The 26,951-nt window shown below is 72.9% G+C and carries 29 protein-coding genes; 15 read left to right on the plus strand and 14 right to left on the minus strand.

Annotated features, from left to right (window positions below):
- The first annotated feature begins 3 nt into the window (after positions 1 to 3).
- The 6 genes from C8N24_RS12095 to C8N24_RS12120 all read left to right on the plus strand — a co-directional run bounded on the left by C8N24_RS12095 (position 4) and on the right by C8N24_RS12120 (position 5,298).
- Positions 4 to 1,947, plus strand: coding sequence for a xanthine dehydrogenase family protein molybdopterin-binding subunit (locus tag C8N24_RS12095; protein ID WP_170179036.1), 1,944 nt, complete (start codon positions 4 to 6; stop codon positions 1,945 to 1,947).
- Positions 1,944 to 2,228: a hypothetical protein gene (locus C8N24_RS12100; RefSeq protein ID WP_121250276.1), complete on the plus strand. Its 285-nt coding sequence runs from the start codon at positions 1,944 to 1,946 to the stop codon at positions 2,226 to 2,228. The genes C8N24_RS12095 and C8N24_RS12100 overlap by 4 nt, the downstream gene beginning before the upstream one ends.
- 67 nt (positions 2,229 to 2,295) lie before the next feature.
- Entirely contained in the window at positions 2,296 to 3,066 is a 771-nt protein-coding gene (locus tag C8N24_RS12105; protein ID WP_211339932.1) for an FAD binding domain-containing protein, read from the plus strand.
- Positions 3,063 to 3,602, plus strand: a complete 540-nt coding sequence (locus C8N24_RS12110) for a (2Fe-2S)-binding protein (RefSeq protein ID WP_121250277.1) — start codon at positions 3,063 to 3,065, stop codon at positions 3,600 to 3,602. Before C8N24_RS12105 ends, C8N24_RS12110 begins: the two co-directional genes overlap by 4 nt.
- Positions 3,599 to 4,897 (plus strand): MATE family efflux transporter, encoded by a 1,299-nt coding sequence (locus C8N24_RS12115; protein ID WP_121250278.1) that lies wholly within the window; start codon positions 3,599 to 3,601, stop codon positions 4,895 to 4,897. Before C8N24_RS12110 ends, C8N24_RS12115 begins: the two co-directional genes overlap by 4 nt.
- Before the next feature lie 17 nt (positions 4,898 to 4,914).
- A complete protein-coding gene (locus C8N24_RS12120) occupies positions 4,915 to 5,298 on the plus strand; it encodes a hypothetical protein (RefSeq protein WP_121250279.1) in 384 nt (127 codons plus the stop codon).
- Here the strand turns inward: C8N24_RS12120 and C8N24_RS12125 are convergent.
- Both C8N24_RS12125 and C8N24_RS35010 read right to left on the minus strand, forming a co-directional pair.
- Positions 5,295 to 6,020, minus strand: coding sequence for a polyphosphate kinase 2 family protein (locus C8N24_RS12125; RefSeq protein ID WP_121250280.1), 726 nt, complete (start codon positions 6,018 to 6,020; stop codon positions 5,295 to 5,297). The two genes, C8N24_RS12120 and C8N24_RS12125, sit on opposite strands and share 4 nt — an antisense overlap.
- Entirely contained in the window at positions 6,017 to 6,457 is a 441-nt protein-coding gene (locus C8N24_RS35010) for a hypothetical protein (protein WP_245971837.1), read from the minus strand. The genes C8N24_RS12125 and C8N24_RS35010 overlap by 4 nt, the downstream gene beginning before the upstream one ends.
- Before the next feature lie 45 nt (positions 6,458 to 6,502).
- Between C8N24_RS35010 and ileS the strand changes: the two genes are divergently transcribed.
- On the plus strand, positions 6,503 to 9,592 hold the full coding sequence (gene ileS, locus C8N24_RS12130) for an isoleucine--tRNA ligase (RefSeq protein ID WP_245971838.1): 3,090 nt from the start codon (positions 6,503 to 6,505) through the stop codon (positions 9,590 to 9,592).
- A gap of 55 nt (positions 9,593 to 9,647) precedes the next feature.
- On the opposite strand, the gene trxA is transcribed toward ileS, so the two are convergent.
- Genes trxA through C8N24_RS12145 form a run of 3 tightly spaced genes read right to left on the minus strand, consistent with a single transcriptional unit; the run spans position 9,648 to position 11,426 of the window.
- Positions 9,648 to 9,971, minus strand: coding sequence for a thioredoxin (gene trxA / locus C8N24_RS12135; protein ID WP_121250282.1), 324 nt, complete (start codon positions 9,969 to 9,971; stop codon positions 9,648 to 9,650).
- Positions 9,972 to 10,000: 29 nt separating this feature from the next.
- Entirely contained in the window at positions 10,001 to 10,669 is a 669-nt protein-coding gene (locus tag C8N24_RS12140; protein WP_121250283.1) for a hypothetical protein, read from the minus strand.
- Positions 10,659 to 11,426 (minus strand): polyprenol monophosphomannose synthase, encoded by a 768-nt coding sequence (locus C8N24_RS12145; protein ID WP_121250284.1) that lies wholly within the window; start codon positions 11,424 to 11,426, stop codon positions 10,659 to 10,661. The genes C8N24_RS12140 and C8N24_RS12145 overlap by 11 nt, the downstream gene beginning before the upstream one ends.
- Positions 11,427 to 11,453: 27 nt before the next feature.
- Between C8N24_RS12145 and polX the strand changes: the two genes are divergently transcribed.
- On the plus strand, positions 11,454 to 13,190 hold the full coding sequence (gene polX / locus C8N24_RS12150; RefSeq protein WP_121250285.1) for a DNA polymerase/3'-5' exonuclease PolX: 1,737 nt from the start codon (positions 11,454 to 11,456) through the stop codon (positions 13,188 to 13,190).
- 1 nt (position 13,191) lies between these two features.
- On the opposite strand, the gene C8N24_RS12155 is transcribed toward polX, so the two are convergent.
- Complete coding sequence (locus tag C8N24_RS12155) at positions 13,192 to 14,385, minus strand: beta-ketoacyl-[acyl-carrier-protein] synthase family protein (RefSeq protein ID WP_121250286.1); 1,194 nt, start codon at positions 14,383 to 14,385, stop codon at positions 13,192 to 13,194.
- A complete protein-coding gene (locus C8N24_RS12160; protein WP_121250287.1) occupies positions 14,382 to 15,038 on the minus strand; it encodes a GNAT family N-acetyltransferase in 657 nt (218 codons plus the stop codon). The genes C8N24_RS12155 and C8N24_RS12160 overlap by 4 nt, the downstream gene beginning before the upstream one ends.
- Positions 15,039 to 15,113: 75 nt before the next feature.
- Here C8N24_RS12160 and C8N24_RS12165 point away from each other — a divergent pair, with 75 nt between their 5' ends.
- A complete protein-coding gene (locus C8N24_RS12165; RefSeq protein ID WP_121250288.1) occupies positions 15,114 to 15,623 on the plus strand; it encodes a winged helix-turn-helix transcriptional regulator in 510 nt (169 codons plus the stop codon).
- Here C8N24_RS12165 and C8N24_RS12170 read toward each other — a convergent pair.
- On the minus strand, positions 15,583 to 16,608 hold the full coding sequence (locus C8N24_RS12170; protein WP_121250289.1) for a glycosyltransferase: 1,026 nt from the start codon (positions 16,606 to 16,608) through the stop codon (positions 15,583 to 15,585). The genes C8N24_RS12165 and C8N24_RS12170 overlap by 41 nt on opposite strands.
- A gap of 22 nt (positions 16,609 to 16,630) precedes the next feature.
- On the opposite strand from C8N24_RS12170, the gene C8N24_RS12175 reads away from it, so the two are divergent.
- A complete protein-coding gene (locus tag C8N24_RS12175) occupies positions 16,631 to 17,365 on the plus strand; it encodes an ACT domain-containing protein (protein ID WP_121250290.1) in 735 nt (244 codons plus the stop codon).
- Here the strand turns inward: C8N24_RS12175 and C8N24_RS12180 are convergent.
- From C8N24_RS12180 to mscL, 3 genes are read right to left on the minus strand one after another with little or no spacing between them, the layout of a single operon-like run.
- Positions 17,350 to 17,862 carry a hypothetical protein gene (locus C8N24_RS12180; RefSeq protein WP_121250291.1) on the minus strand — a complete coding sequence of 171 codons (513 nt, stop codon included), beginning with the start codon at positions 17,860 to 17,862 and terminating at the stop codon, positions 17,350 to 17,352. The genes C8N24_RS12175 and C8N24_RS12180 overlap by 16 nt on opposite strands.
- Positions 17,863 to 18,663 (minus strand): trehalose-phosphatase, encoded by an 801-nt coding sequence (otsB, locus tag C8N24_RS12185; protein WP_121250292.1) that lies wholly within the window; start codon positions 18,661 to 18,663, stop codon positions 17,863 to 17,865.
- A 14-nt stretch (positions 18,664 to 18,677) separates the two neighbouring features.
- On the minus strand, positions 18,678 to 19,067 hold the full coding sequence (gene mscL / locus C8N24_RS12190; protein WP_121250293.1) for a large conductance mechanosensitive channel protein MscL: 390 nt from the start codon (positions 19,065 to 19,067) through the stop codon (positions 18,678 to 18,680).
- Between the two features lie 18 nt (positions 19,068 to 19,085).
- On the opposite strand from mscL, the gene C8N24_RS12195 reads away from it, so the two are divergent.
- Positions 19,086 to 19,577, plus strand: coding sequence for an inorganic diphosphatase (locus tag C8N24_RS12195; RefSeq protein WP_121250294.1), 492 nt, complete (start codon positions 19,086 to 19,088; stop codon positions 19,575 to 19,577).
- On the opposite strand, the gene C8N24_RS12200 is transcribed toward C8N24_RS12195, so the two are convergent.
- Entirely contained in the window at positions 19,555 to 20,448 is an 894-nt protein-coding gene (locus tag C8N24_RS12200) for a D-isomer specific 2-hydroxyacid dehydrogenase family protein (RefSeq protein ID WP_121250295.1), read from the minus strand. The two genes, C8N24_RS12195 and C8N24_RS12200, sit on opposite strands and share 23 nt — an antisense overlap.
- A 63-nt stretch (positions 20,449 to 20,511) precedes the next feature.
- On the opposite strand from C8N24_RS12200, the gene abc-f reads away from it, so the two are divergent.
- The 3 genes from abc-f to C8N24_RS12215 are packed head-to-tail and all read left to right on the plus strand — an operon-like array spanning position 20,512 to position 23,187.
- The gene (gene abc-f, locus C8N24_RS12205; RefSeq protein ID WP_121250296.1) at positions 20,512 to 22,152 is read left to right on the plus strand and encodes a ribosomal protection-like ABC-F family protein; all 1,641 of its coding nucleotides are present in this window, start codon (positions 20,512 to 20,514) and stop codon (positions 22,150 to 22,152) included.
- Entirely contained in the window at positions 22,149 to 22,466 is a 318-nt protein-coding gene (locus tag C8N24_RS12210; protein WP_211339934.1) for a hypothetical protein, read from the plus strand. The genes abc-f and C8N24_RS12210 overlap by 4 nt, the downstream gene beginning before the upstream one ends.
- Positions 22,459 to 23,187, plus strand: coding sequence for a glycosyltransferase family 2 protein (locus C8N24_RS12215; RefSeq protein WP_121250297.1), 729 nt, complete (start codon positions 22,459 to 22,461; stop codon positions 23,185 to 23,187). Before C8N24_RS12210 ends, C8N24_RS12215 begins: the two co-directional genes overlap by 8 nt.
- On the opposite strand, the gene C8N24_RS12220 is transcribed toward C8N24_RS12215, so the two are convergent.
- Positions 23,177 to 23,797 carry a TetR/AcrR family transcriptional regulator gene (locus C8N24_RS12220; RefSeq protein ID WP_121250298.1) on the minus strand — a complete coding sequence of 207 codons (621 nt, stop codon included), beginning with the start codon at positions 23,795 to 23,797 and terminating at the stop codon, positions 23,177 to 23,179. The two genes, C8N24_RS12215 and C8N24_RS12220, sit on opposite strands and share 11 nt — an antisense overlap.
- Positions 23,798 to 23,887: 90 nt before the next feature.
- Here C8N24_RS12220 and C8N24_RS12225 point away from each other — a divergent pair, with 90 nt between their 5' ends.
- A complete protein-coding gene (locus C8N24_RS12225; RefSeq protein WP_121250299.1) occupies positions 23,888 to 24,682 on the plus strand; it encodes an SDR family NAD(P)-dependent oxidoreductase in 795 nt (264 codons plus the stop codon).
- Here the strand turns inward: C8N24_RS12225 and C8N24_RS12230 are convergent, their stop codons facing one another.
- Positions 24,683 to 26,950: a hypothetical protein gene (locus C8N24_RS12230; RefSeq protein ID WP_170179037.1), complete on the minus strand. Its 2,268-nt coding sequence runs from the start codon at positions 26,948 to 26,950 to the stop codon at positions 24,683 to 24,685.
- Position 26,951 lies beyond the last annotated feature (1 nt).

Here is a 26,951-nt window from a genome sequence, read left to right on the forward strand (position 1 = left end):
GTCGTGGGAGTCGCCAGCACCCTCGGCCAGCCGGTCCGCCGTCGCGAGGACGCGCGCCTGCTCGCGGGCCGGGGCCGCTTCCTCGACGACCTCCCGATGCCCGACGCGCTGCACATGGCGTTCGTGCGCTCCCCGCATCCCTTCGCCCGCTTCCAACCTAAACGTCCTGGACGTTTAACTTTCACCGCCGAGTCGTTGGCCGGGCGGGCGTCGCCGGCGCAGATCGTGCCGCCGCCCGGGCTGGACGCCGCGCCGGTCCCGCATCCGCTGCTGGCCGCCGGGGAGGTGCGGTACGTCGGGCAGCCGGTGGCGGCGGTGCTGGCGGAGAGCCGAGCGCTCGCCGAGGACGCGGTCGACGCGGTGGAGGTGGCGTACGAGCCGCTGCCCGCGGTCGACGATCCGCGCGCCGGCGAGACGCTGGTGCGCTGGGAGAAGTCCGCGGGGGACGTGGCCGGCGCGTTCGCGCGGGCGGCGCACGTGGTGCGGACCGAGCACGTGCTTCCGCGGCTCGTCGCCGCGCCGCCGGAGCCGCGCGGGGCACTCGCGACGGTCGAGGGCGGGCAGCTGACGGTCTGGCTGTCGTCGGAGTCGGCGCACCGGGCGCGCGCGCAGCTCGCCCAGATCCTGCGCCGGGCGGAGGATTCGATCCGCGTCGTCGTGCCGGACGTGGGCGGCGGATTCAGCTCCAAGGGGACGCTGCCGGTCGAGGCGGCGGTGGCGGCGTTCGCGGCGGTGGAGCTGGGGCGGCCGGTGCGCTGGACGGAGGACCGGCGCGAGAACGCGCTGTCGGCGCCCCAGGGCCGCGGCGTACGCGCGGCGGTCGAGCTGGCGCTGGACGCCGACGGGCGGATCCTCGCGCTGCGCGGCCGCGTGCTCGCCGACCTGGGCGCGTACCTGCTGCCCAGCACCGCGATCCCGCCGCACACGGTCGCGATGTCGCTCACGGGCGCCTACGCCGTGGACGCGGTCGAGGTGATCGTCACCGGCGCGCGCACCCACCGCGTGCCGACCGCGCCCTTCCGCGGCGCCGGCCGCGCGGAGGCGAGCTTCCTGATCGAGACGGCGGTCGACGCGGCGGCGCGGCAGCTGCGGATGGACCGGATCGAGCTGCGGCGGCGGAACTTGGTGCGGACGTTCCCGCACACCACGGCGCTGGGGTGGACGTACGACTCGGGCGACTACGAGGCGTGCCTGGACCGGGCGCTCGCGCTGGTGGGGGCGGCGGACGGCGAGCTGGTCGGCGTCGGCGTGGCGCTGTGGGTCGCCCGCTCCGGCGGCCTGTACGAGACCGCCTCGGTGCAGCGCGCGGGGGACGACGTGGTCGTGACCGTCGGCTCGACGCCGTCCGGGCAGGGCCACGAGACCGTGTTCGCGCAGCTCGCCGCGGCCACGCTGGGCGTGGACCCCGAGCGCGTCACCGTGCGGACCGGCGACACGGCGTGGCTCGCCGACGGCGTCGGCTCGTTCACGGCCCGCTCGACGGCGATGGGCGGATCGGCGGTCGTCGCGGCCGCCCAGGACCTGCTGGCGGGCGGCGACGGGCACGCGCGGTTCGCCTCGGACCAGACGTTCACGTCGGGCGCGTACGCCGCGGTCGTCGAGGTCGTGCGCGCGACGGGCGAGGTCCGCGTGCGGAAGCTCGTCGCCGTCGACGACGCGGGCCGGATCGTCAACCCGCTGCTGGCGCGCGGGCAGGTCGTCGGCGGCCTCGTGCAGGCTCTCGGCGCGACGGTGCTGGACGCGCTGCCGACCGCCGCCGAGGTCCCGGAGCTCGTGACCGCGTCCGTCGAGTCGCCGTCGCCGCTGAACCCGCTCGGCGCGAAGGGCATCAGCGAGAGCGGCGCGATCGGCGCCCCGGCCGCGATCGCCAACGCCGTCGCCGACGCGATCGGCCGCCACCTCGACCCGCCGTACACGCCTGCGGCCGTCTGGCAGGCGCTGCGATGACCTGGGAGGAGCTGCTCGCGAACCCGGTCCAGCGCGACGCGCACGGCGTGCTGATCGTGCTCGAAGAGGTCGACGAGGACGCGCGCGTGGCCTGGTACCGCCGCGGCGGCGAGACGTTCGAGCTGCGCGCGGCCGAGACCGCGCTCGCGTTGCAGGTGCTCGACGGCGAGGTCGTCGACGCGGAGCCGCCGGGTGCGCCGGCGCCCGTCCGCGCCCGCCTGGTCGCCGCGGGCGTGGCCGCGGCGGGGCTCGCGCTGCTCGCGGCCCGGAGGCGCCGGTGACGCGCCTTCACCCGGCGCCGTTCTGCGCCGCCCCCGGTGAGGCCGCGGCGGGGCCCCTTCGCCCGGCGTGCCTCTGCGCCGCCTGGAGACGCCGGTGAAGCCGGCGGCCTTCGATCACGTGCGCGTGGCCTCGTGGGACGAGGCGATCGCCGCGCTCGCCGACGACGCGCTCGTGCTCGCGGGCGGGCAGAGCCTCATGCCGCTGCTGAACGCGCGCGCGGTGCGCCCGGCGCGGCTGGTCGACATCACCGGCATCCCGGGCGTGATCCGCAAGCGCGGCGGGGTGCTCCGCATCGACGCGACCGTTCGCCAGGCCGCGCTCGAGCGCTCGCGGATCGTCGCGGCGGGCTGGCCGCTGCTCGCCCAGGCGGTGCGGCACGTGGGGCATCCCGCGACCCGTTCGCGCGGCACGGTCGGCGGCTCGGCCGCCCACGGCGACCCGCGTGCGGAGCTGATCTGCGCGCTGGCCGCGCTCGACGCGCGCTTCGAGCTCGCCTCCGGGCGCACCGCGCGCGGCCCGCTCACGCTCGCCCCGGGGGACCTGCTCGTGGCGATCGAGGTCCCGCCGCTCCCCGAGGGCGCGCGCACGGCGTTCCTCGAGCACGCCCGCACGTCCGGCGACTTCGCCGAGGCCGGCGTCGCCGTCGTCCTCGCGCCCGGCCACGCGGCGATCGCGGTCCTCGGCGCCGGTCGCGCCACCGCGGCCGAGTCGGCGCTGCGCGACGGAGCCGCCGCCGAGGCCGTGGCCGAGCTCGCCGCCGGCCTGATCGAGGGCGACCACCGCCGCGCGCTGGTCGCCGAGCTCACGCGCCGCGCGCTCGCCGAGGTAAAGCGATGAGCGCGTTCGGCGACACCCCGTCCGACCTCGACCGCCCGGGCTTCGGCACGCCCGGCGCCGTTTCGGCCGGGATCGAAGCCTCCGCCGACCACACTGCGCCCGTGCAGATCTCCCTCCGCGTGAACGGCACCGAGCGCGAGGCCGCGGCGGAGCCGCGCACGCTCCTCTCGGACTTCCTCCGCCATACCCTCGGCCTCACGGGAACGAAGGTCGGCTGCGAGAGCGGCGACTGCGGCTCGTGCACCGTCCACATCGACGGTGAGCCCGCGCTCGCGTGCCTCACCCTCGCCGTCCAGGCCGACGGCGCGCACGTCACGACGATCGAAGGCCTCCCGCACGGCCCGCTCCAGGAGGCGTTCCACGAGCACCACGCGCTGCAGTGCGGGTTCTGCACGGCCGGCATGCTGATGACGCTCGACGCCTTCTTGAAGACCAACCCCGACCCCTCCGAGCCCGAGATCAAGGCGGCGCTGAGCGGCAACCTGTGCCGCTGCACGGGCTACGCGCCGATCGTCGAGGCCGTCCGCAACCGATGAAGCTGCGCTCGAAGTACGACCGCGAGATCCTCCTGCTCGCGTTGCCCGCGCTGGGCGCGCTCGCGGCCGAGCCGTTGTACGTGCTCGTGGACACGGCGATCGTCGGCCACCTCGGGACGACGCAGCTCGCCTCCCTCGCGATCGCGGCGACCGTCCTGAGCACCGCGTTCACGATCTTCAACTTCCTGACCTACGGCACCACCGCCCAGGTCGCGCGTCTGCACGGCGCCGGCCGCGACGAGGACGCCGCCCGGCTGGGGTCGCAGGCGCTGTGGCTCGCCCTCGGGATCGGCCTGGTCCTGCTCGCGCTCCTGCAGCTCGGCGCGCCCGCGATCGTCACGCTCATGGGCGGCGAGGGCGAGGTGAAGGACGGCGCCGTCCTGTACCTGCGGATCAGCGCGCTCGGCGCGCCGCTGTTCATGCTGGCCTCCGCGGCGCAGGGCTTCTTGCGGGGCACCGGCGACCTGAAGACGCCGCTGCTGATCCTGCTCGCGGCGCACACCGTCAACGCCGTGCTGGAGGTCGTGTTCGTCTATGGCTTCGGCTGGGGCCTCGCGGGCTCGGCCTGGGGCACGGTGATCGCGCAGCTCGGCATGGCCGGCGCGTTCTTCATGGTCCAATACCGCGCCGGCCTGGAGCGCCCGCACCCCGAGAAGATGCGGCCGCTGATGCGGATCGGCAGCGAGATCGCCGTCCGCACGACCGCGCTCACCGGGTCCTTCCTCGTCGGCAGCGCCGTCCTCGCGCGGATCGGGGCGACGTCGCTCGGCGCACACCAGATCGCGTTCCAGCTGTGGGTGTTCCTGGCGCTCGTCCTCGACGCGATCGCGATCGCCGGCCAGGTGATGGTCGGCCGGATGCTCGGTGCGAGCGACGCGGCGGGCGCCCGCGCCGCCGCCACGCGCATGATCGGCTGGTCGGTGATCGTCGGCGCGGCCTTCGGCCTGATCCTGCTCGCGCTCGGCGACCTCGTGCCCGACCTGTTCACCAGCGACCCCGAGGTGATCGACAAGGCCCGCGAGATCTGGTGGATCTTCGCGCTCACGATGCCGTTCAACGGCGCGGTGTTCGCGCTCGACGGCATCCTCATCGGGGCCGGCGACACGCGCTTCCTGATGTGGGGGATGCTGGCCGCCGCGGCCGTCTACCTCCCGATCGTGGTGCTCACCTACCGCAACGGCTGGGGCATCGAAGGCATCTGGTGGGGCCTGGCCGCATTGATCGCCGTTCGGCTAGTTACGTGCGGCGGAAGGTTCCTCGGGTCACAATGGGCGTTGACAGGCGCGCGCGCTTGACTACCCTGTCGTCGCCCATGACGCGTCGGATCGCCACCCTCACCACACTGCTCGTCCTCGCCTTCGCCGCCCCGGCGGCAGCGCAGGGAGGCGCGTTCGGTCCGCTGCCCTCGGCACCGGTCCCGACGGAGACGCCGCAGCAGAACACCAACGCCACGGACAACGGTGAGACGGGGCAGACGACGCTGTTCATCATCCTCGGCGCCCTGCTCGTCGGCTTCGCGGTGATGGGCGTGTTGATCACGCGCGACGCCCGCAACAAGGCGCCCGAGATCGTCACGGCCGGCCCCGTGGTCCCCGAGGGCACCGGCGCTCGCAAGCCGCACACCCAGGCGGCCAAGAAGAAGATGCGGCAGAAGACGCGCGCGCAGAAGCAGGCGCGCAAAGCGCACAGGCGCTAGAGCCGCTTCTCCACCGCCGCGATCACGCGGCGCAGCACCTCCGCCCGGGCGTAGCGCTTCGACTCGCCCGGGATCAGCTCCCAGGGCGCGTAGTCGGTCGACGTCCGCCGGACCATCTCGTCGATCGCCGCCTCGTACTGCGGTCGCTTCTCGCGGTTGCGCCAGTCCTCGTCGGTCAGCTTCCAGGACTTCAACGGGTCCTTCTCGCGCGCCTTGAAGCGCTTGAGCTGCTCCTCGGGCGAGACGTGCAACCAGAACTTGACGAGGATCATCCCGTCGTCGCAGAGCGCGCGCTCGAAGTCGTTGATCTCGCGGTAGGCGCGCTTCCACTCGGCCTTGGTCGCGAAGCCCTCGACGCGCTCGACGAGCACCCGCCCGTACCAGGAGCGGTCCAGCACGGCCATCCCGCCGTCCCCGGGGAGCGCGGGCACGAACCGCGAGAGGTAGTGGTGGCGGAGCTCGTCGGGCGTCGGCGCGGCGTACTGCTTGACGCGCACGTGCCGCGGGTCCAGCCCGTCCACGAGCCGTTTGATCGCGCCGCCCTTGCCGGACGCGTCCCAGCCCTCGAAGAGCACGCACAGCGGCGGCCCGATCCGGTCGCTCGTCTGCCCGCCGAGCTCCAGGCGCAGCTCGAGCATGCGCTTCTGCAGCGCCTCGAGCACCTCCGGCTCGTCCTCCTTGGAGATCTTCAGCGTCAGGTCCAGCTCGTCGAGCACGCTCATCCCGGCCGGATCACCCGCCCCGCGTCCACGGTGAGCACGTTCGGCAGCTCGTCGAACGGTCGCTCGAAGCCCTCGAAGCGGCCCGTCCCGCGGTAGTCGGTGAAGCGCACGACCTCGTCATGACGGAGGAAGATCAGCAGATCGCCGCCGTCGACGGTGTCGATCCCCGTCCACTCGCGCCCCAGCCGCTCGGTGATCGCATCGCGCGGCGTCCCCGGTTGGACGAGCAGCACCTCGTCGTACGGGAAGGTGGCGATGTCGCGCAGGTCCAGGCGCCCGCTCTCCTGCGCCGCCTGGTTGACCGCGAGCGTGAAGTCCTCGGCCAGCAGGTTGTCGGACTGGAAGTTGTCCTCGTCCCGCGTGAAGTAGACCGCACCGGCCAGCAGCAGCAGGAAGAAGACCAGGCCGCCGGAGACCAACGCGAGTACCCGTCCCATGCTCAAGGGTTTGAACCTACCGCGCGGCCTAGACTTCCACTCCTAGTGCCGCCTCATCGCCCCCTGCCCGAGAACGTCTCCTTCCCGGAGCTCGAGGAGAAGGTCCTCGAACGCTGGCGCGAGCTGGACGTCTACAACGAGTCCCTCAAGCGCCGCGAGGGCGCACCGCCCTACGTCTTCTACGAAGGCCCGCCGACCGCCAACGGCAAGCCGGGCTCCCACCACGTCCTCGCCCGCGTCTTCAAGGACGTCTTCCCGCGCTACAAGACGATGCGCGGCTTCTACTCCTACCGCAAGGGCGGCTGGGACACCCACGGCCTCCCGGTCGAGATCGCCGTGCAGAAGCAGCTCGGGATCGACGACAAGAAGGAGATCGAGGAGTACGGCATCGCGGAGTTCAACGCGAAGTGCCGCGAGTCGGTCTTCGAGTACCTCGAGGACTGGACGAAGCTCACCGAGCGGATCGGCTACTGGGTCGACCTCGACGATCCCTACCGCACGCTGGACACCGACTACATCGAGTCGGTCTGGTGGGCGCTGGGCGAGCTGTGGAAGAAGGACCTGCTGTACGAGGGCTTCAAGGTCGTCCCGTACTGCCCGAAGGACGGCACGGCGCTCTCGAGCCACGAGGTCAGCCAGGGCTACAAGGACGTCGAGGACCCGAGCGTCTTCGTCCGCTACCCGATCAACCGGCCGCACGGCGTGCTGCGCGAGGGCGACGAGCTGCTGGTGTGGACGACGACCCCGTGGACGCTGGTGTCCAACGCGGCGGTCGCCGTCGACCCCGAGCTCACCTATGTGCGCACCAGCAACGGCGAGGTGCTCGCCGAGGCGCTGGTCACGCGCGTCGTCGGCGAGGACGCGCAGGTCGTGGACCGCTTCAAGGGCGCGGACATGGTCGGCGCCGGCTACGAGCCGCCGTTCCCGTACATCCCCGCTTCCGAGTACGGCGAGAAGGGCCACACCGTCCTGCCCGCGGACTTCGTCTCGGCCGACGACGGCACCGGCATCGTCCACACCGCGATCGCGTTCGGCGAGGACGACTTCCGCCTCGGTGCCGAGCAGGGCCTGGCGGTCATCAACCCGGTCCGCTCCGACGGCACCTACGACGAGCGCATCGGCGAGTACGAGGGCCGCTTCGTCAAGGACGCCGACGAGGACCTGATCGCCGACCTCGAGGCGCGCGGCCGCCTGTACCGGGCGGAGAAGCTCTTCCACGCGTACCCGCACTGCTGGCGCTGCGGCACGCCGCTGCTCTACTACGCCAAGCCGTCCTGGTACATCCGCACGTCCCAGATCAAGGACCGCCTGCTCGCCGCCAACGAGAGCGTCGACTGGCACCCGGAGCACATCAAGCACGGCCGCATGGGCCGCTGGCTCGAGAACAACGTGGACTGGGCGCTCTCCCGTGAGCGCTACTGGGGCACGCCGCTGCCGATCTGGCGCAACGAGGCGGGCGAGACGGTGTGCGTCGGCTCGTTCGCGGAGCTCAAGGAGCTGTCCGGCGTCGAGCTCGACGATCCGCACCGCCCGTACGTCGACGACGTCGAGATCCCCTCGCCGACCGGCGGCGAGCCGCTGCGGCGCGTCCCCGAGGTGATCGACGTCTGGTTCGACTCGGGCTCGATGCCGTTCGCCCAGTGGCACGCGCCGTTCGAGAACCAGGACGTCTTCGAGCGCCAGTTCCCCGCCGACTACATCTGCGAGGGCATCGACCAGACGCGCGGCTGGTTCTACTCGCTGCTGGCGATCAGCACGCTGCTGTTCGACCAGAGCTCGTACAAGACGTGCCTGAGCCTCGGCCACATCGCCGATCCGCAGGGCAAGAAGATGTCCAAGTCGCTCGGCAACATCGTCGTGCCGTGGGACGTCATCGACCGCCACGGCGCCGACGCCTTCCGCTGGTACTTCCTGGCGACCAAGCTGCCGTGGGACGGCTACAACTTCGACACCGACACGGTCGGCGAGTCGCTGCGCCAGTTCCTGCTGCAGCTGTGGAACACGTACGGCTTCTACGTCCTGTACGCGAACGTCAACGACGTCGCGCCAGAGGACGTCGCGCCCGCGAACGACCTGGACCGCTGGGTCCTGTCACGGCTCTCCGCCACGGTCGAGACCGTCACCGAGCGCCTGGACCACTACGACGCCACGCGCGCCGGCCAGGCGGTCCAGGCCTTCGTCGACGACCTCTCGAACTGGTACGTGCGCCGCTCACGCCGCCGCTTCTGGGACGGCGACCCGGCCGCGTTTTCCACGCTGCGCACGGCGCTCGTCACGGTGACGAAGCTGCTCGCGCCGTTCACCCCGTTCATCGCCGACGAGATCTACGGCAACCTCGACGGCTCCGAGCCGAGCGTGCATCTGTGCGACTGGCCCGAGCCGGGCGAGCGCGACGAGGACCTCGAGTTCGCGATGGCGACCGTCCGCGAGACCGTCCGCCTCGGCCTCGCCGCGCGCGGCCAGGCCAAGCTCAAGGTCCGCCAGCCGCTGCGGGCCGCGGTGGTCGTCGCCGCGGGTGCGGAGCGCGAGGCGATCGAGCGCCTCGGCGACGTCGCCCGCGAGGAGCTCAACGTCAAGGAGCTGCGCTACGTCTCGCAGGCCGACGAGCTCGGCTCCTACGAGGTCAAGCCCAACTACCGCGCGCTCGGCCCGCGCTTCGGCAAGCAGATGCCGCAGGTCGCGGCCGCCGTCGCCGCGCTGGACCCCGGGCACGTTGCCGACGCCCTGCGCGGCGGTGCCCGCGTGGGCATCAGCCTCGAGGGCCACGACCACGAGCTCGACAGCGACGACCTGATGCTCGCCATGAGCCCGCTGGAGGGCTACCAGCTCGAGCGCGAGGGCTCGCACGCCGTCGCGCTGGAGCTCGAGCTCGACGACGAGCTGCGCCGCGAGGGCCTCGCCCGCGAGATCGTCCACGCGGTCCAGAACGCCCGCAAGTCCGCCGGCCTGCAGGTCGAGGATCGGATCCACCTCGGCCTCGGCGGCGACGAGGACCTGCTGGCCGCCGCCCGCGAGCACGAGGACTACGTCAAGCGCGAGACGCTCGCGCTGAGCGCCGAGTACAACGGCGCGGGCGGCGTCGAGCCGGTGAAGATCGAGGGCAAGGCCCTCCACATCGCCGTCGAGCGGGCGTAAACGGGCACAAAAAAGCCCCGGCGTGGTGAACGCCGGGGCTTGGAGTGGGTGACGCTTACGCCAGCGCGGGCTCGATGTCGGCCTCGATGCCCTTCTTGGGCTTGGCGCCCTGGATCCGCGTGACCTCCTGGCCGTTCTTGAACAGGATCATCGTCGGGATCGCGAGCACCTGGTACTGGATCGCGGTCTGCTGGTTCTCGTCGGTGTTGAGCTTGACGATCCGCAGGTCGTCGCGCTCGGACGCGATCTGCTCCAGCGCGGGGGCGACCATGCGGCACGGACCGCACCACGGCGCCCAGAAGTCCACCAGCACGGGCTGATCGTTCTCGAGCACCTCAGCCTGGAAGTTGGTGTCGGTGACGTTCGTGATGTCTGCCATGCGGAAGGGTCCTCCAGAAGTCTTGTTCGCTATAAAAAGTATAGCGGTGTCACCCAGGTCTCGATGGCCGCCGCGAGGAGCACCAGCGGGCCTGCGATCGCCGTTGTCGCGATTGTTGCCGCCAGCAGCTCGTCCCAAGCGCCACGGCGGCTGGCGATCGACCACGCCGCGAGCGGGAGGAAGACCGCGAACAACTCTGGCAGGGCGTGCGGAAGCAGTCGCAGCAGCAGCGTATGGGGCTCGATGCCGAGCGTCCAGGCCAGGTCGGCGGCGCCGTGGCCGAGCGCGTTGGCCTGCGCCATCAGCGAGAAGAGCGTCGCGGCGGTGACGAAGATGATCGCGAGCGGCGCGGCGTAGCGCTGGGCGCGCGTCGCCTGCTCGCCCGGGCGCACCCAGCCGGCCAGGAAGCCCGCGACGCAGGCGAGCGCGTGCAGCGCCAGCACGGTGAAGTTGCGGCGCGCGACGAAGCCGAAGTCCGCGAGGGTCGCGGGCCGGGTGAGGCCGGGGTAGCTGTGGCGGGTCGCGTCCGGGAGCGCGTTGGCCGCGACGAACCACGTCGCGGCCAGCAGCAGCCCGGTCACCAGCAGCGACCCGAGCGACCACGCGGCCAGGAGCCGCCACGGGGCGGCGTTCCAGCGGCGCAGCGTCGCGCGGGTGTGCGGCCAACCCTGGACGAGGGCGAGCTGATCAGCCTTCATTGGGTAGTGCATCGGCGCCGCGGCGGGCGGCCTCAAGCGGACGCCACCGCCGAGGTCCGAACCGCAACGCCGGAACGCGCCACGCCGCCTCGAGGGCGATGTGCGCGGACATCTTCGACTCGCCGAGCCGCCGCTCGCGGAAGCGGATCGGCACCTCGACGACCGTGAGGCCGAGCGAGAGCACGCGGTAGGTGAGCTCGACCTGGAACCCGTAGCCCTGCGCCTCGGCGCTGGCGGCGTCGATCGCCCGCAGCGTGTCGGCCCGGAAGCACTTGAAGCCGCCGGTGAGGTCGCGCACCCTCACGCCGAGCACGCGGCGCGCGTAGCCGCAGCCGACCCGCGAGATGATCCGGCGCTCCAGGCCCCAGTTCTCGATCCCGCCGCCGGTGGTGTAGCGCGAGCCGAGCACGAGGGCGGCGCCGTCCGCGGCCGGCGCGATCAGGCGCGGCAGGTCGGCCGGGTCGTGCGACAGGTCGGCGTCCATCTCGATCACGTAGCCCGCGCCCTGCTCGAGCGCGTGCGCGAAGCCGGCGGTGTACGCCCGGCCCAGGCCGCCCTTGCCGGGCCGGTGCAGCACGTGCAGGAGCGCATCCGCGGTCGCCATCCGGTCGGCGAGCTGCCCGGTGCCGTCGGGCGAGTTGTCGTCCACGACGAGGATGTGCGCCTCGGGCACGGCGGCACGGATGCCGCCCACAACGGCCTCCAGGTTGGCGGCCTCGTTGTAGGTCGGCAGGATCACCCAGACGGAGCCGTCCATAGAAGGCGGCGTAGGTTAACGGGGCCGATGCACACCAACGCCGACATCGCCGCTCGCCTGGACGAGCTGGGGGACCTGTACGAGCTCGACGGAGCCGTCTCCTACCGCGTCATCGCCTATCGCACGGCGGCCAAGGCCGTGCGCGACTCGTCCGTCTCGATCATGGGCCTCACGCGTGAGGGCAAGGTCACGAGCGTGCCGGGGATCGGCAAGACGCTCGAGGAGAAGCTGCGCGCGCTGGACGAGACCGGGGACATCCCGTCCGCGGTCAAGCTGCGGGCCAAGTTCCCGGCCGGGCTGGTCGAGATGACCAAGCTGCCGGGATTCGGCGCCAAGCGGGCGCGCCAGCTCTACGACGCGCTGGGCGTCGACTCGCTGGAGGCGCTGCGCGCCGCCGCCGAGCAGGAGAAGGTGCGCGCGGTCAAGGGCTTCGGGCCCAAGGGCGAGGAGAACCTGCTCAAGGCGCTCGCCGCGCACGAGGCGGCCGGCGGCGCGCCCGCGGAGCGCGTCGTGCTCTCGCGCGCGCTCCCGATCGCGGAGCAGATCGCCGGCGCGCTGCGCGACCACCCCGCGTCCGACCAGGTCGAGGTGGCGGGCTCGGCCCGCCGTTGGGGCGACTCGGTGAAGGACATCGACATCATCGCCACCGCGTCCGACGCGAAGGCGCTCGTGGACACGCTGGCCTCGCTCGAGCTGGTCGAGTCCGTCCAGCAGAGCGGCCCGGCCGGCGCGCGCGTGGTCACGCACTCGGGCATGAAGGTCGACCTGAAGGTGGTCGAGCCCGACCAGTTCGGCAACGTCCTGCAGCACTTCACGGGCTCCAAGGCCCACAACGTCCAGCTGCGCGAGGCGATGGTGCGGCGCGGCCTGCACATCTCCGAGTACGGCGTGCTCGACGACGAGTCCGGCGAGACGACCCGCTGCGCGACCGAGGAGGAGGTCTACGAGCGGCTCGGGCTGCCGTGGATCCCGCCCGAGCTGCGCGAGGGCCGGGGCGAGCTGGAGGCGGCGCTCAAGGGCGAGCTGCCCGAGCTGGTCACGCTCGCCGACATGCGCGGCGACCTGCACTGCCACACGACCCTGTCGGACGGGCGCAACACGCTCGAGGAGATGGTCGCGGCGGCGCAGGCGCGCGGCTACGAGTACCTGGCGATCACCGACCACTCGGCCTCGCACGGTTTCGGCAACCACGTCACGCCGGAGCAGCTGGAGGCGCGGATCGACGAGATCGCGGCCCTGAACGAGCGGCTCGACGGCATCACCGTCCTTGCGGGCACGGAGTCGAACATCCTCCCGGACGGCTCGCTCGACTACCCGGACGAGCTGCTGCAGCGCCTGGACTGGGTGATCGGCTCGGTCCACACGTCGTTCGGCATGGACGAGGCCGCGATGACCGAGCGCATGATCACCGCGATCAACCACCCGTGGCTGGACGCGATCGGCCATCCGACCGGGCGCAAGATCGAGCAGCGGCCGGCGTACGCGATCGACATGAGCCGCGTGATCGAGGCCGCCGCCGCCAACGGCACGATGATCGAGATCAACGCGGCCCCGGACCGGCGGGACATGAACGAGGTCTACGCCCGCGCGGCGGCGGCCGCGGGCGTGCTGATCCTGATCGACTCGGACGCGCACGGCGCCGACACGCTGGCCAACCTCAGGTACGGCGTGGCGACCGCCCGTCGCGGCTGGCTGACACCCGCGCAGGTGGCCAACACGCGGTCGTGGGCGGAGTTCGCGCCGCTGCGCAAGCGCGCTCGCTGAGCTACGTCGTCAGGCAGAGGACCGCGTTGTGCCCGCCGAACCCGAACGAGTTCGACAGCGCGACGCGGTCGCCGTCCGGTAGCGCCCGAGGCGCACCCGCGATGACGTCCAGCCCGGCGCACGCGGCGTCCGGCTCCTCGTAGCCGAGGTTCGCGGGCGCGGATCCCGCGTGGAGCGCGAGCACGGTCGCGACCGCCTCGACGGCGCCGGCCGCGCCGAGCAGGTGCCCGATCGCCGACTTGGTCGAGGAGACCGGGACGCGCGCCGCGTGCTCGCCGAGCGCCGAGCGCAGGGCCTCCGCCTCCGCGCGGTCGTTCAGTGGGGTGGACGTGCCGTGGGCGTTGACGTAGTCGACGTCCGCCGCGGTCAGGCCGGCGTCCGCGAGCGCCATCGTCATCGCCGCCGCGGCGTACGTGCCGGTGGGATCGGGCGCGGTCAGGTGGTGGGCGTCGACGGTCGATGCGTACCCGCGGACCGTCCCGAGCACCGGCGCGCCGCGCCGCTCGGCCGCGTCCCGGCGCTCGAGCAGGAGCACGCCCGCGCCCTCGCCGAGGACGAAGCCGTCGCGGCGGGCGTCGAACGGACGCGAGACGCCGGCGCTCGACAGCGTGCCCATGCCGGCGAACGAGGCGGTGGCGTAGGGCGTGATCGCGGCCTCGGAGCCGCCCGCGAGTGCCGCGTCGATCTCGCCGCGCTGCAGCATCCGCAGCGCCGTGCCGATCGCGTTCGCGCCCGCCGCGCACGCCGACACCGTGCCCAGCGCCGGGCCATGCAACCCGTGCTGCATCGCGACGGTCGCGGCGGCGGCGTTGGGCATCATCAGCGGGATGCCGAGCGGCGAGAGCCGGCCCGGCCCCTGGTCGCGCAGCACGTCGAACTGGGCCTCGAGCGTGCCGAGGCCGCCGATGCCCGTGCCGATGATCGTCGCGACCCGCAGCGGGTCGTAGCCCGCCTCAGGCCACGCGCCCTCGTCGAGGGCCTCGCGCGCAGCCACGGCGGCCATCTGCGTATAGCGGTCGCTGCGCCGTGCCTGCTTGACCGTCAGGTGCTCGCCCGGGTCGAACGCCAGGGCGCGCGCGAACCCGTCCTCGATGCCGTGCTCGCCGGCGAGCCAGCGCTCGTGCAGCCGGTGCGCGCCGACGCCAAGCGCCGAGACCGCGCCGACGCCGGTCACCACCACGTCGTCGGCGTTCATGCGCGCCGCTCCACGGCGACGACCGACGTCGTGCGGCTGCGGGTGAAGCCCATCGACTCGTACAGCCCGATCGCTCCCGCGTTCGTGCTCATGACGTGCAGGAAGACGCGTTCGCCGCGCGCCTGGACGCCGGCGGCCACCGCGGTGATCAGGCGCCCGGCGAGGCCACGGCCGCGATGGCTCGGAGCGGTGCACACCGCGCTCACCTCGGTCCAACCGGGGACGCGCATGCGCTCGCCGGCCATGGCGACCAGCTCGCCGCCGTCATGGACGCCGACGTAGCGGCCGAGGCGGATCGTGTCGCGACTGAACGGGCCCGGGCGCGTGGCGGCGACGAGCGCGAGCATGGCGTCGACGTCCGCGGGGCGCAGCTCGTCGACCGGCTCGGCCGGTCCGAGCGGCTGCTCCAGCACCATCTGCGTCACGTCCAGCGTGCGGGCGACCGACCATCCGGACGGGATCGCGCCCGGGTCGATCAGGGCGACGGGCGGGTCGGCGAGGCGCGCCAGCGCCGTCCAGTCGGCCTCGTCCGGACCGGGCGGGAGCGCACCGAACGGCGCGACCGCGGCCGGGTAGCGGACGGCGCGGCCGGCCTGCAGCGCGAGCGCGGCCTGTGGACCGGTCAGCGCGTGGTAGACGGGGTTGTCGAGCAAGGCAGCACCCTCTGACGTCGTAGTTCAGAAAGCGAACTTAGCATGCAGTTCAGAAAACGAACTACCATGCCGCGCATGGCTTACGCGGACGGGAACTGCTCGCTGGCGCGCGCGCTGGAGGTCGTCGGGGAGCGTTGGACGCTGCTGATCGTCCGCGACGCGTTCTTCGGCGTGCGGCGCTTCGGCGACTTCGCGACGCAGCTCAACGTGCCACGGGCCGTGCTCACGAATCGCTTGAAGCGGCTGGTCGATGAAGGGGTGCTGTCGCGTGAGCGGGTCGTCGGCGGCGCCGTCGAGTATCAGCTCACCGAGGACGGCCTCGCCCTGCTGCCGGTGATCCGCGCGCTGATGGCGTGGGGCGACGCGCACTCCTCACCGGCGGGTCCGCGCCGCGTCATGCGCCACGACGCCGACGACGGGCTGCTCGACGACCAGGGGCGCTGCTCGGCCTGCGGTGGACGGGTCTCCGTGCCGGAGATCCGGATCGAGCCCGGGCCCGGGTTCGACCCCTCGCGGACCCCGGCGGACCCGGTGTCCGAGGTGATCAACGGCCCGCGGCGGCTGCTGGAGCCGATTCGCCCATGAGGCGGGGCAGCAGCTCCTCCGCGACGACCCGGTCGACGCCCGCCGGGGTGAACGGCGCGAGCGCGTCCGCCGCGCGGTCGGCGTAGTCGCGCACGGGATCGTCGAGCGCGGCGCGCACGTCCAGCCCGTCGTCCACCAGCCGCGCATCGAGCGCGCGGGCGAGCGGCAGCGCCGCGTACGGTCCGGCGGCCGCGTTGGTGACCAGCACACAGCCGTCCGCGAGCGCCTCGAGCTGGGCGATGCCGTAGTCCTCGCGCCGCGGGGCGGTGACGAAGACGCGCGCGCGCCGCAGCAACGCCCGGTACTCGGCGCGCGGGACGAGGCCGGTGAACCGCACGGCGCCCACGCCGCTTGCGCCCGCGCGGTCCAGCCACTCGCGGCCCGCGGCTTCGTCGAGGCCCGCGACCACCAGCGCCTCGCCCGCGCGCGCGTCTCGCGCCCACGCGGCCAGGACCCGGTCCAGGCCCTTCTTCTCGGGGTTCGCGCCGTAGGTGATCGCCGCGATGTCCTTGCGCTCCGGCGGACCGCTCGGTGCGACCGGGACGGGGACGATCACGGCGCCCGCGCGGGGCGTCGGGGCTTCGTCCAACCCGCCCTCGCTCCACGGCACGAGCAAGGGCGTGGCCTGGAAGCGGCGCGCCTCGACCGGGCGCTGCCACAGGCCGTGGCGGCCCGGGCGGTTGCCGGCGGCGGGTGCGTCGAAGCGGATCGCTCCCGGAACCGGGCCGAGCAGTGCCGCCGTCGTGGACGAGTACACCACCGCGCGGGGGTTGTGCTCACGGACGGCGAGGACGGCGGCGCGGCGCGCGTTCAGCGCCCAGGCCAGCTCAAGCGCGGCGTAGGTGCGCAGCTCAGGCGGGCGCCGCGTGCGGGCGAGCTCGACCCGCGCGCCGGCCCGGCGCAGCGAGGCGGCGAGCTCCTCGTCGGCCTCGCGCAGGCCGGCGGTGCCGCCGAGGGACACGATCAAGACATCGGCTCGGGCCATCGGCCTGGCATTCTGGCCGACGATGAACGTGCTCGAAGGGACCTACTCCATCTGCCGCCTCCCGCCGTCGGATCGCGTGCCCTCGTGGGCGCTCGAGCTGCACGAGGGGCTCGTGTCGATCACGCGCACGCCGGACGAGCTGTCGATCGTGTGCCCGGAGGAGGCCGTGCCGCCGGACACGACGGTCGAGGACGGCTGGAAGGCGCTCCAGGTGCCGGGACCGATCCCGTTCACCGAGACGGGCGTGCTGGCGCGGATCGCGACCCCGCTGGCCGCCGCCGGCATCTCGATCTTCGCCGTCTCCACCTACGACACCGACTACGTGCTGGTCAGGGAGCCGGACCTCGAGGCCGCGCTGGCGGCCCTGCAGGCGACCGGGCGGCGGCTGATCTCCTCGGGGTCGCCGTACGAGCCGGTGATCGGCTTCTCGCGGGCCGTGCGCGACGGCGACCGCGTGCTCGTCTCCGGCACCGGCCCGGTCATGCCCGACGGCGGCTGCCCCGACTCCACGTACGACCAGGCCAAGCGCGCCTGGGAGATCGTCGCGAAGGCGCTCAACGAGGCGGGCGCGACCGTCGACGACGTCGTCCGCACGCGCACGTTCCTCACGCCCGAGGCGGACCCCGACGGCGCGATGCGCGCCCACGGCGAGGTGTTCGCCGACGCCCGTCCGGCGTCGACGATGCTGGTCATCCACTCGCTCCTCGACCCGCGCTGGACCGTGGAAGTGGAGGCTGAGGCTCAGACGCGCAGGTAATCGCCGCCGAAGCCGGGCGTGCGGATCAGCTTCATCGCCCCGAACGGGGACGTCCGGTCGACGTAGAACCGGGCGCCGTCGCGCTCCTCGATCGCGGCCACGGCGCCCTCTTGGCGGCGCCACGCGAGCGCCCAGATGATCGCGAACCCGGCCGCGATCCCGCCCACCTGCGGCAGGAACACCGACAGCACCCCGGCGCCGACCGTCGCCACCAGCAACGGCCACAGGCGGTTGAACATCACCCGCGCCGGGTGCAGCTCGGGCAGCATGTGCTCCGTGCGCGCCATCGCCAGCAGCCGCGCGATCTGCGCCGTGGCGTCCTCGCGTGCGCCCATCGCCGTTCCGATGATCGCGGCGAGCACCCACCAGACCGCGCACACGATCGCGGGCGTCTGGTCGAGCTGGTTGCCGATCCCGATCACGGTCAGCGCGGCGAGCAGCGTCGCCGACGCCGCGCTCAGCAGCACCGTGGCTTTCAGGAAGTCGCCGAAGCGCACTTAGATCAGCAATGCGCGGAGCAGGTCGCGGACGCCGTCCGTGCCTTCGACCAGCGTGTCGGCCTCTTCCTCGAGCGCCGGCGGCGTCTCGTCCGACCGCACGCCGACGCGCAGCGCGTAGCCCAGCCGGCCGCGCTCCTGCAGCTCGGTGAGGCCGCGGAACGCGTCGAGGTCCGTCACGTCGTCGCCGACGTAGACCGCCGCGGCGAGCTCGGTCGAGTGCAGCAGGCCGACGATCCCCGCGCCCTTGTCGATCCGCACCGGCGGCCGGATCTCGAGCACCTTGCGTCCCCAGTGCGTGACGAACCCGGCGGCCTCGGCCCGCTCGGCGACCTCTTCGATCGCCGCGCGCGAGTCGTCCTCGTCGGGCGTCCCGCGCCAGTGCAGCGCGGCGATGGCCTCCTTGTCCTCCAGCCGCACCCGCAGCCGGCGCAGCTTCTCGCCGTAGGCGTCGTGCGCGAAGGCCTGGACCCGGCGCGTCCACGCTTGCAGCTCGCGGTCGAGCTCGGGCGCGATCGTGCCCGGACGGAGCACCTCCGACCCGTGTGAGCCGAGGTACGCGATCGAGCCGAGCGCGACGATCCGTCGCGCGTCCGAGGCTCGCCGTCCGGAGACGCACGCCACCACGCCGTAGCGCCGCGCGACCTCGATCAGCGGCCGTCGTGTCGTCTCGGGCATGTGCGCGTCGTCGGGCTGCAACACGATCGGTGCGAGCACGCCGTCGACGTCCAGGAGCACGGCGGAGCGCTCCGGCGCGTCGCGCAGGGGTTGCAGCAGGTCTTCGAGCGTGGCTGAAGGCACGTGTCCAGTATTGCCTACCCGCGCCGCTCCGCCAGCAGGTCACGGATCTCCGTGAGCAGGCGGACATCCTCGGCGGGCGCCTCCGGCTCGGGCGTGACGTCTTCGGTCTTACGCCGCGCCAGGAACGCGTTCATCGGCTTGACGATCAGGAAGAAGATCACCGCGGCGACGATCAGGAACGAGATGACCGCGTTGATCCACGCGCCGTAGGTGAACGTCGAGCCGTTGATCTTGAACGTCAACGCGCTGAAGTCCGGCTGGCCGCCGATCGCCGCGATCAGCGGCGTGATGAAGCTCTTGACCGTCGCGTTCACGACGGCGGTGAACGCCGCGCCGATGACGACGGCGATGGCGAGGTCGATCACGTTGCCCCGCAGGATGAACTCGCGGAATTCTTTGAGCATGCGGGTAGTGTCCCGCTCGTGGCGGCGGCGCTGTGCTTCATCGAGATCCCGAAAGGCTCGCGCAACAAGTACGAGTACGACGAGGCGCTCGGCGGCATCAAGCTGGACCGCTTCCTCTTCTCGTCGGTCGTGTATCCGGCGGATTACGGCTTCTTCCCGGACACGGTGGGCGAGGACGGCGACGCCCTCGACGCGCTCGTGCTGGTGAACAAGCCGACGTTCCCGGGCTGCCGGATCGAGGTCCGGCCCGTCGCGGTGCTGCGGATCAAGGCCGACCACGGGCAGGACGACAAGGTCGTCTGCGTCCCCTACGAGGATCCGCACTGGAGCGACCTGGAGTCGCTCGACGACATCCCGGACCAGCTCCGGAGCGAGATCGAGCACTTCTTCTCGATCTACAAGCAGCCCGAGGGCCGCGAGGTCGAGCTCGAGGGCTTCGAGGGCGCCGAGGTGGCGCAACGGCTGCTCGACGAGGCGCGCGAGCGCTTCAGTAGCCGCTCTCGCGGCTGACCGGCGCGAGCAGTGCGTTGCCCGCCGCGAACCGCCGCACGTTCTCGCGCACGCGCTTGGCGAGGTCGCGGTCCATCGTCGCCTGCGGGTTGGCCACGTGCGGCGTGATCAGCGCGCGCGGCTCGTCCCAGAGCGGGTGGTCGTCCGGCAGCGGCTCGGGCTCCGTGACGTCGAGCGCGGCGCCGCCGATTCGCTCCGCCCGCAGGGCCTCGACCAGCGCGTCCGGGTCGATCAGGGAGCCCCGCGCGATGTTCACGATCCACGTGTGCGGCTTCATCCGCGCGAGCGCGTCCGCACCGACGAGGTGGCGGGTGCCGTCGGTGGCGGGCGCGGCGATCACGAAGTGGTCGGCCGCCTCCCAGACCTCGTCCAGGCGGTCGACGGGGATCGTGCCGTCCCGCCCGGAGCGCGTGACGGCGAGGACCTTGACGTCGTGGGGCTCGAGCAGGCGGATCAGCTCGCGCCCGATGCCGCCGGCGCCGACGATCGCGACCGTGGAGCCGTCCAGCACGGGATCGTCGTGGCGGTCCCACGTCTTCGCCCGCGCGTAGCCGGCGATCCCGCGCACGCCGGCGAGCAGCAACGCGAGCGCGTGCTCGGCGACCTGCGTCGCGTACGCGCCGACCGCGCTCGTGAACTGCACGCCGTCCGGCGTGGCGCGGATCCGCTCCACCCACGGCTCGATCCCGGCCGACTGGAGCTGGACCCAGCGCACCCGCTCGGGCAGCTCGTCCGGGAAGTCCGCCTCGGAGCCGGCCCAGACGATCGCCTCGGCCTCCGCGAGCGCGACGACGCGCCCGCCGCCGTCCTCGACGGCCTCGACGAGGTGGGCGAGCGGCTCGGGGCCGATGTGGATCGCGGGGGCGGGCATCTCGTCTGCGTAAGTAGGGCTGGCTCGATTGCTGCGTACCCGCGCGGTCCCGAACCTAAAGGCATGTCGTCCGCAGTTCCGCAGTTGGCCGCCCGCGGCCTGACCAAGTCGTTCGGTGGTCGCTCGATCCTGCGCGGCACCGACCTCGACGTCGAGGCCGGCTCGCGCATCGGCATCCTCGGGCCCAACGGCGGCGGCAAGTCGACGCTCCTGCGCATCCTCGCCGGGCTCGACGAGGCCGACGGCGGCGCCGTCACGCGCCGCCGCGGGCTCGTGTGGGCGCATCTGCCGCAGATCGTCGACGGCGACGAGCGCACACCGCTCGCCACCGTGCGGGCCGCGCGACCGGAGCTGGCGGAGCTCGAGGCGGAGCTGCACGCGGCGGAGCGGCGCCTGTCCGACCCGCACCTGGCGTCGGACCTGGACGCGATGACGCGCGCCCTCGCCCACCACGAGCGCGTGCTCGCGCGCTGGAGCGAGGCGGGCGGCGACCGCGCCGAGGGCGAGGCGCTCGGCCACCTGCGCGCGCTCGGCATCGACGGCGCGCTGCTGGAGATGCCGACGAGCGAGCTGTCGGGCGGCCAGCGCAAGCTCGTCGCGCTCGCGGCGTGCCTGGCACGCCGCCCCGACGTCCTGCTCCTCGACGAGCCCGAGGCGCACCTGGACATGGCCCGCCGCGAGCGCTTCGGCGCGCTGCTCGACGACTTCGACGGCGCGGTCGTGATGATCTCCCACGACCGTCACCTGCTCGACGCCGCCGTGGCCGAGATCGCCGAGCTCGACAACGGCGTGATCCGCATCTGGCCCGGCAACTACTCGGCCTACGTGGTCGCGCGCGAGCTCGAGCTCGAACGCCAGCGGCAGGTCTACGTGACGCAGCAGAAGGAGATCGCGCGCCTGGAAGAGGCCGTGCGGCGCTTCCGCCACTGGGCGCACATCCGCGTGAACGAGCGGATGGCCAAGCAGGCGCGCGTCAAGCAGATGCAGATCGACCGCATGGAGAAGGTCGACCGCCCGGTGTTCGAGCGGCGCAAGATGGCGCTGGCGCTGCGCTCGGGCACGCGTGGCGGCCAGCGGGTGCTCGCGCTCGAAGGCGTGGACGCCGGCTACGGCGAGGACCCGGTGCTCCTGGACGTCGACCTCGTGGTCGGGCGCGGCGAGCGCGTCGGCGTCGTCGGCCCGAACGGCGGCGGCAAGACCACGCTCCTGCGCGTCCTCACCGAGGAGCTCGAGTCGTGGACCGGCACCCGCTGGGCGGGCGACGGCATCACGCTCGGCTACCTGTCGCAGGCCGCGGGCTCCCTCTCCGACGAGGCGACCGTGCTCGACGCGCTGCGCGGCGGCCGCTCCCTGGCCGAGGACGCGGCCGTGCGGCTGCTGATGGCGTTCCTGTTCGACTACGAGCAGACGCGCCGGCCGGTCGGGTCGCTCAGCGGCGGCGAGCGGACCCGGCTCGCGTTCCTGTGCCTGATGCAGGACGCCCCGAACTGCCTGATCCTCGACGAGCCGACCAACCACCTGGACATCGACTCGATCGAGGCGCTCGAGGGCGCGCTGGAGCGCTACGACGGCACGGTCATCGCGGTCTCCCACGACCGCTACTTCCTCGACCGGATCGCGGACCGGATCGTGCACGTCGCCGACGGCGCCGTGCGGGCCTACGAGGGCGGCTGGTCCGTCAACGCGGAGGTGGTGCAGCGGTGATCGCGCGCACGTGGCGCGGCGCCGTGCGGACGGCGGACGCCGAGGCCTACGCGGCCTACATCGACGAGACCGGCATGCGGGCGTACGCCGAGACGCCCGGGAACCAGGGCGCCTACATGCTCACGCGCGAGATCGCCGGCGGCCTCACCGAGTTCACGACGTTGTCCTTCTGGGACTCGCTCGACGCGGTCCGCGCGTTCGCGGGCGAGGACTACGAGACGGCGGTCTTCTACCCGGAGGACGATCGCTACCTGGTTGAGCGCGACGCAACGTGCACGCACTACGAAGTGGCTAGCATGGCCCGCCGTGTCTGACGCCAGCAACGGCGCGGGGCGGCCGCTCGTCAGCGTCGTCGTCCCGGTCTACAACGAGGAGAAGACCGTCGGCGAGGTCGTCGAGCAGCTGCTCGCGCTCGACCTGCGGCTCGAGATCCTCCTCGTCGACGACGGGTCGACGGACGGCTCCGCCGCCGAGCTCGCGCGCCTCGCGGCGACCTACTCGCAGGTCTCTGTCCACAGCCAGCCGCGCAACCTGGGCAAGGGCGCCGCGGTCCGCCGCGGCATCGACGAGTCCACCGGCGACATCCTGCTCATCCAGGACGCCGACCTCGAGTACTCGCCCACCGACATCCCGGCGCTGATCGACCCGCTGCTCAACGGCGTCGCCGACGCCGTCTTCGGCACCCGCCTGCGCGGCGGCGCCCACCCGCAGCGCGCCCACCTCTTCTGGCACTACGCCGGCAACCGCTTCCTCACGCTGCTGTCGAACGTCCTCTACAACACGACCATCTCCGACATGGAGGTCGGCTACAAGGCGTTCCGCGGCGACCTCGTGCGCGGCCTGACGCTCGTGTCGAACGACTTCCGCATCGAGCCCGAGCTGACGGCCAAGATCCTCCGCTACGGGCCCGAGGTGCGCCTCTACGAGGTGCCGATCTCCTACTACGGCCGCTCGTACGCCGAGGGCAAGAAGATCACGTGGAAGGACGGCTTCGGCGCCGTCGCCGCGCTGGTGCGGTTCCGCTTCACGACGTAGCGAGGCGGACCAGGCGCTCCAAAAGGCGCGCTTCGAGCTCCTGATCCGGCGCGGCGCGCTCGAGCCACGGCTCGAACGCGCCTGAGGCGAAGCCCGCGAGCGCACTGGACATCAGCGCGACGCGCAGGGTCAGGTCGTCTTCACCCACGTGCGGCAGGGCGCGGTCCAGGCCCGCGATGAGGCGGTCGGCGGGCCGCGACGCGAGCGCTCGCACCTGGACGTCGACCTGCGCGAAGGGCGCGGCCAGGGTCTGGCCGACGATCCGGCCGAGCCGGCGCTCCTCGGGCGTGCGGCCGATGGCGACGCGGACCAGGGGCAGCGCCCACGCCTTGACGAGCGCGCGCGGGGTGGCGTCCGCGTCGAGCGCGTCGAGGGCGCTGAGCTGCGCGTCGACGACGGGTCTCGTCGCCTCGGTCACGACCGCGGCGACGAGCGCTTCGCGGGAGCCGAAGTGGTACTGGACGGCCGCCACGTTGGCCTCCGCCGCGGCGCTGACGGCGCGCAGGGTGAGGGCAGGCTCGCCGCGGCCGGCCAGGATCTCCGACGCGGCCGCCAGGAGCCGTCGGCGGGTCTCCGCACCTGCGGCTCGGCGTCCGTCGACTTCGCTCACCGGACCTATTCAAGCATGCGTTTGAAAACCGTCTTGAACTCGCTAAGTTGTCAAACAAGCGTTTGAATGACTTTCGAGAAGGAGTCCCCGGTGGATCTTCAACTGCAGGGCAAGACCGCACTCGTCACCGGCTCGTCGGCCGGCATCGGCTTCGCGACCGCGGTGGGGCTGGCCCGTGAGGGCGCTCACGTGGTGCTGAACGGCCGCGAGGCAGCAAGGCTCGCCGCCGCGCGCGGTCGGCTCCTGGACGTCGCGCCGGCCGCGCACGTCGAGGCCGTCACCGCTGACGTCGCCACCGCGGAGGGCGCGGAAGCGCTGATCGCCGCCGTGCCGTCGGTCGACATCCTCGTCAACAACGCCGCCACCTTCGGCCCGCAGCCGTTCGAGGACATCCCCGACGCCGAGTGGCAGCGGTTCTTCGACACGAACGTGATGAGCGGCGTCCGCCTCGCCCGCCACTACCTCCAGGGCATGCTCGACCGCAACGAGGGCCGGATCCTCTTCATCGGCACCGACGCCGCCGTCCAGCCTCAGGTCGACCAACTGCACTACAGCGTCACCAAGACCGCGGTCCTCGGCCTCGCCCGCGGCCTGGCCGAGCTGACTAAAGGCACGCGCGTGACCGTCAACACCGTGCTTCCCGGGCCGACGTCCACCGAAGGGGTGACCGGCGTGATGGACGGCATCGCGCAGCACACGGGGCTCAGCCACGACCAGATCGTCACGCGGCTGTTCGAGACGAACACCAGCTCGTCCCTGCTGCAGCGGCTCGCGGCGCCCGAAGAGGTCGCGAACCTGCTGGTCTACCTGGCGAGCCCGCTGGCCGCCCTCACGAACGGCGACGCCGTCCGCGCGGAGGGCGGCATCGTACGGTCGGCGTTCTGATCAGCGGCGGATGTCCTCGCACCCGCCGACGATGACGTCGATCGGGTCCACGGCGACGACGTCCTGACCGTCGCCGCAGTCGATGCGGTCGGCGGCGCCGTCCACGGCGTCGATGCGGTCGTTGCCCGGGCCGCCTTGGACGACGTCCTCGTCCTGGGTGCCGGAGATGGTGTCGTCGCCGGGGCCGCCGTCGACGTAGTCGCGGCCGAAGCCGCCTTCGATCTGGTCGTTGCCGTCGCCGCCGAAGACCTGGTCGTTGCCGTAGCGGCCGTAGACCTGGTCGTTGCCGGCGCCGCCCTGGACGACGTCGTCCTGATGCTCGCCGTCGACGTAGTCGTCGCCGCCGAGGCCGTTGAGGGTGTCGTTGCCGACGGAGCCGAAGAGGGAGTCGGGGCCCTCGGTGCCGACGAGGTTGTCGTTGCCGAAGCCGCCGCGGATCACGGACGGCGGGGGCTCGTCGGTGGAGGCCTCGGGCGGGATCGCGACGACGGTCTCGCAGGAGTCGAGCTGGTCGCGGGTGGGGGCGGTGTCCTCCACGTAGACCGTGTCCTTGCCACGGCCGCAGAAGACGAAGTCGGCGGAGTCGTCGGCGACGCGGATGGTGTCGTTGCCGTCGCCGCCGAAGATCTCGTCGGCGCCGGTGCCGCCGGTGATCGTGTCGGCGCCGTCGTAGCCGGAGATCCGGTCGTCCTCGCCGCCGCCGTCGAGCGTGTCGTCGCCCGCCTGGCCGAAGATGTTGTCGCGGCCCGCGTTCCCCTGGATGTTGTCGTTGCCGGCGCGGCCGAGGAGCTGGTCGCCCGCTCGGCCGCCGACGAGCGTGTCGTCGCCGTCGCCGCCGTCGAGCTTGTCGGCGCCGTTCTGGCCGTACAGCTGGTCGTCGCCCGGGCCGCCGTCGATCAGGCGGTCGTTGCCGCGGCCGCCGTCGAGCAGGTCGTTGCCCGGCCCGCCCTCGAGCAGGATGTCGTTGCCGAGGCCCTTCTCGCCGATGATGTCGTCGCCCTCGCCGCCGCGCAGCGTGTCGTCGGCGTCGCCGCCGTCCATCTTGTCGTTGCCCGGGCCGCCGTCGATCACGTCGTTGGAGAGCCCGCCGTGCGCGGTGTCGTCGCCGTTGCCGAGCGTGATCTGGTCGTTGCCGGTGTCGCCGTAGGCGGTGTCGTTGCCGTCGCCGCCGTCCAGCGTGTCGTTGCCGGACGCGCCGACGAGCGTGTCGTTGCCGGCGTTGCCCTCGAGCAGGTCGTCGCCGCGCTGGCCGCGCAGCATGTCGTCGCCGTCGAGGCCGCGCAGGAGATCCGCGCCGCGCGTGCCGTTGAGCACGTCGTTGAAGGCGGTCCCGACCAGCAGCGCCAGGCCCGGCTGGACGACGAGCGCTCCCGGAGCGCCGCGCAGGCGCACGGTCTTCAGCCGCACGCCCGTGAACGCCGACAGCACCGAGACGGTCTTGGCGCGCGAGTCCGAGACGTACAGCCGCGCGCCGTCGGACGCGTAAGCGGCCCGGCCGGGCCCGCCGCCCGTCGCGGGACGGGCGATCACGCGGCGCTTGGTCAGGTCGACGAGCGCCGCCTTGCGGTGGATGCCGGAAAGCTTCGCACCCGGTGCGACGATCGCGCGCGTGCCGTCGGTCGAGACGCCGACACCGCCGCCGCCGTCGGTGCGGAGCGCGACGGAGCCGGTCGTGCCGCCCGTCACGGGGTTGATCCGCACGAGCCGCGCGGCGGGCTGCTTCTTCTTGCGCTTGGGCTCCGTCGCCGACACCCAGGCCTGCCCCTGCGCGATCGCGACGCCCGCGGCGCCGCGCACCGTCAGCCGCCGCACGAGCCGGCCCGTGTCGAGGTCGAGGACGGCGACCTTGCCGCCCGACTGGACCACGACCGCGCGGTTCGCCGTCACCGCCAGGTCGATCGGCGTGCCGGACAACCGGCGCAGCCCGACCCGCGAAGCGCTCGCGAGGTCGATGACCTCGATCCCGCTGCGGCGCGCGGCGTACGCGCGGGTGCCGTCGGGGGACACGGCGAGCGCCGCGGGGACGCCCTGGAGCTGCGCCACCCCGTTGACCGCGCGCGTGTTGAGGTCGTAGATCGTGACCGTGCGGTCAGAGGCGATCAGCGCGCGTGAGCCGTCCGGCGTCGCCGCGACCGCCTTCGCCGGCCCGGGCACGCGCACGGGCGCGGGTGTGTTCGTGCGCGTGTCGATCAGCTGCACCTGGTCGGTGCCGGTGGCGACGATGACGACGCGGGCCGACGCGGCCGGCGCGGCGATGAGAAGCAGCAAC

The organism is Solirubrobacter pauli, from assembly GCF_003633755.1.
In the GTDB taxonomy this organism is placed as follows: domain Bacteria; phylum Actinomycetota; class Thermoleophilia; order Solirubrobacterales; family Solirubrobacteraceae; genus Solirubrobacter; species Solirubrobacter pauli.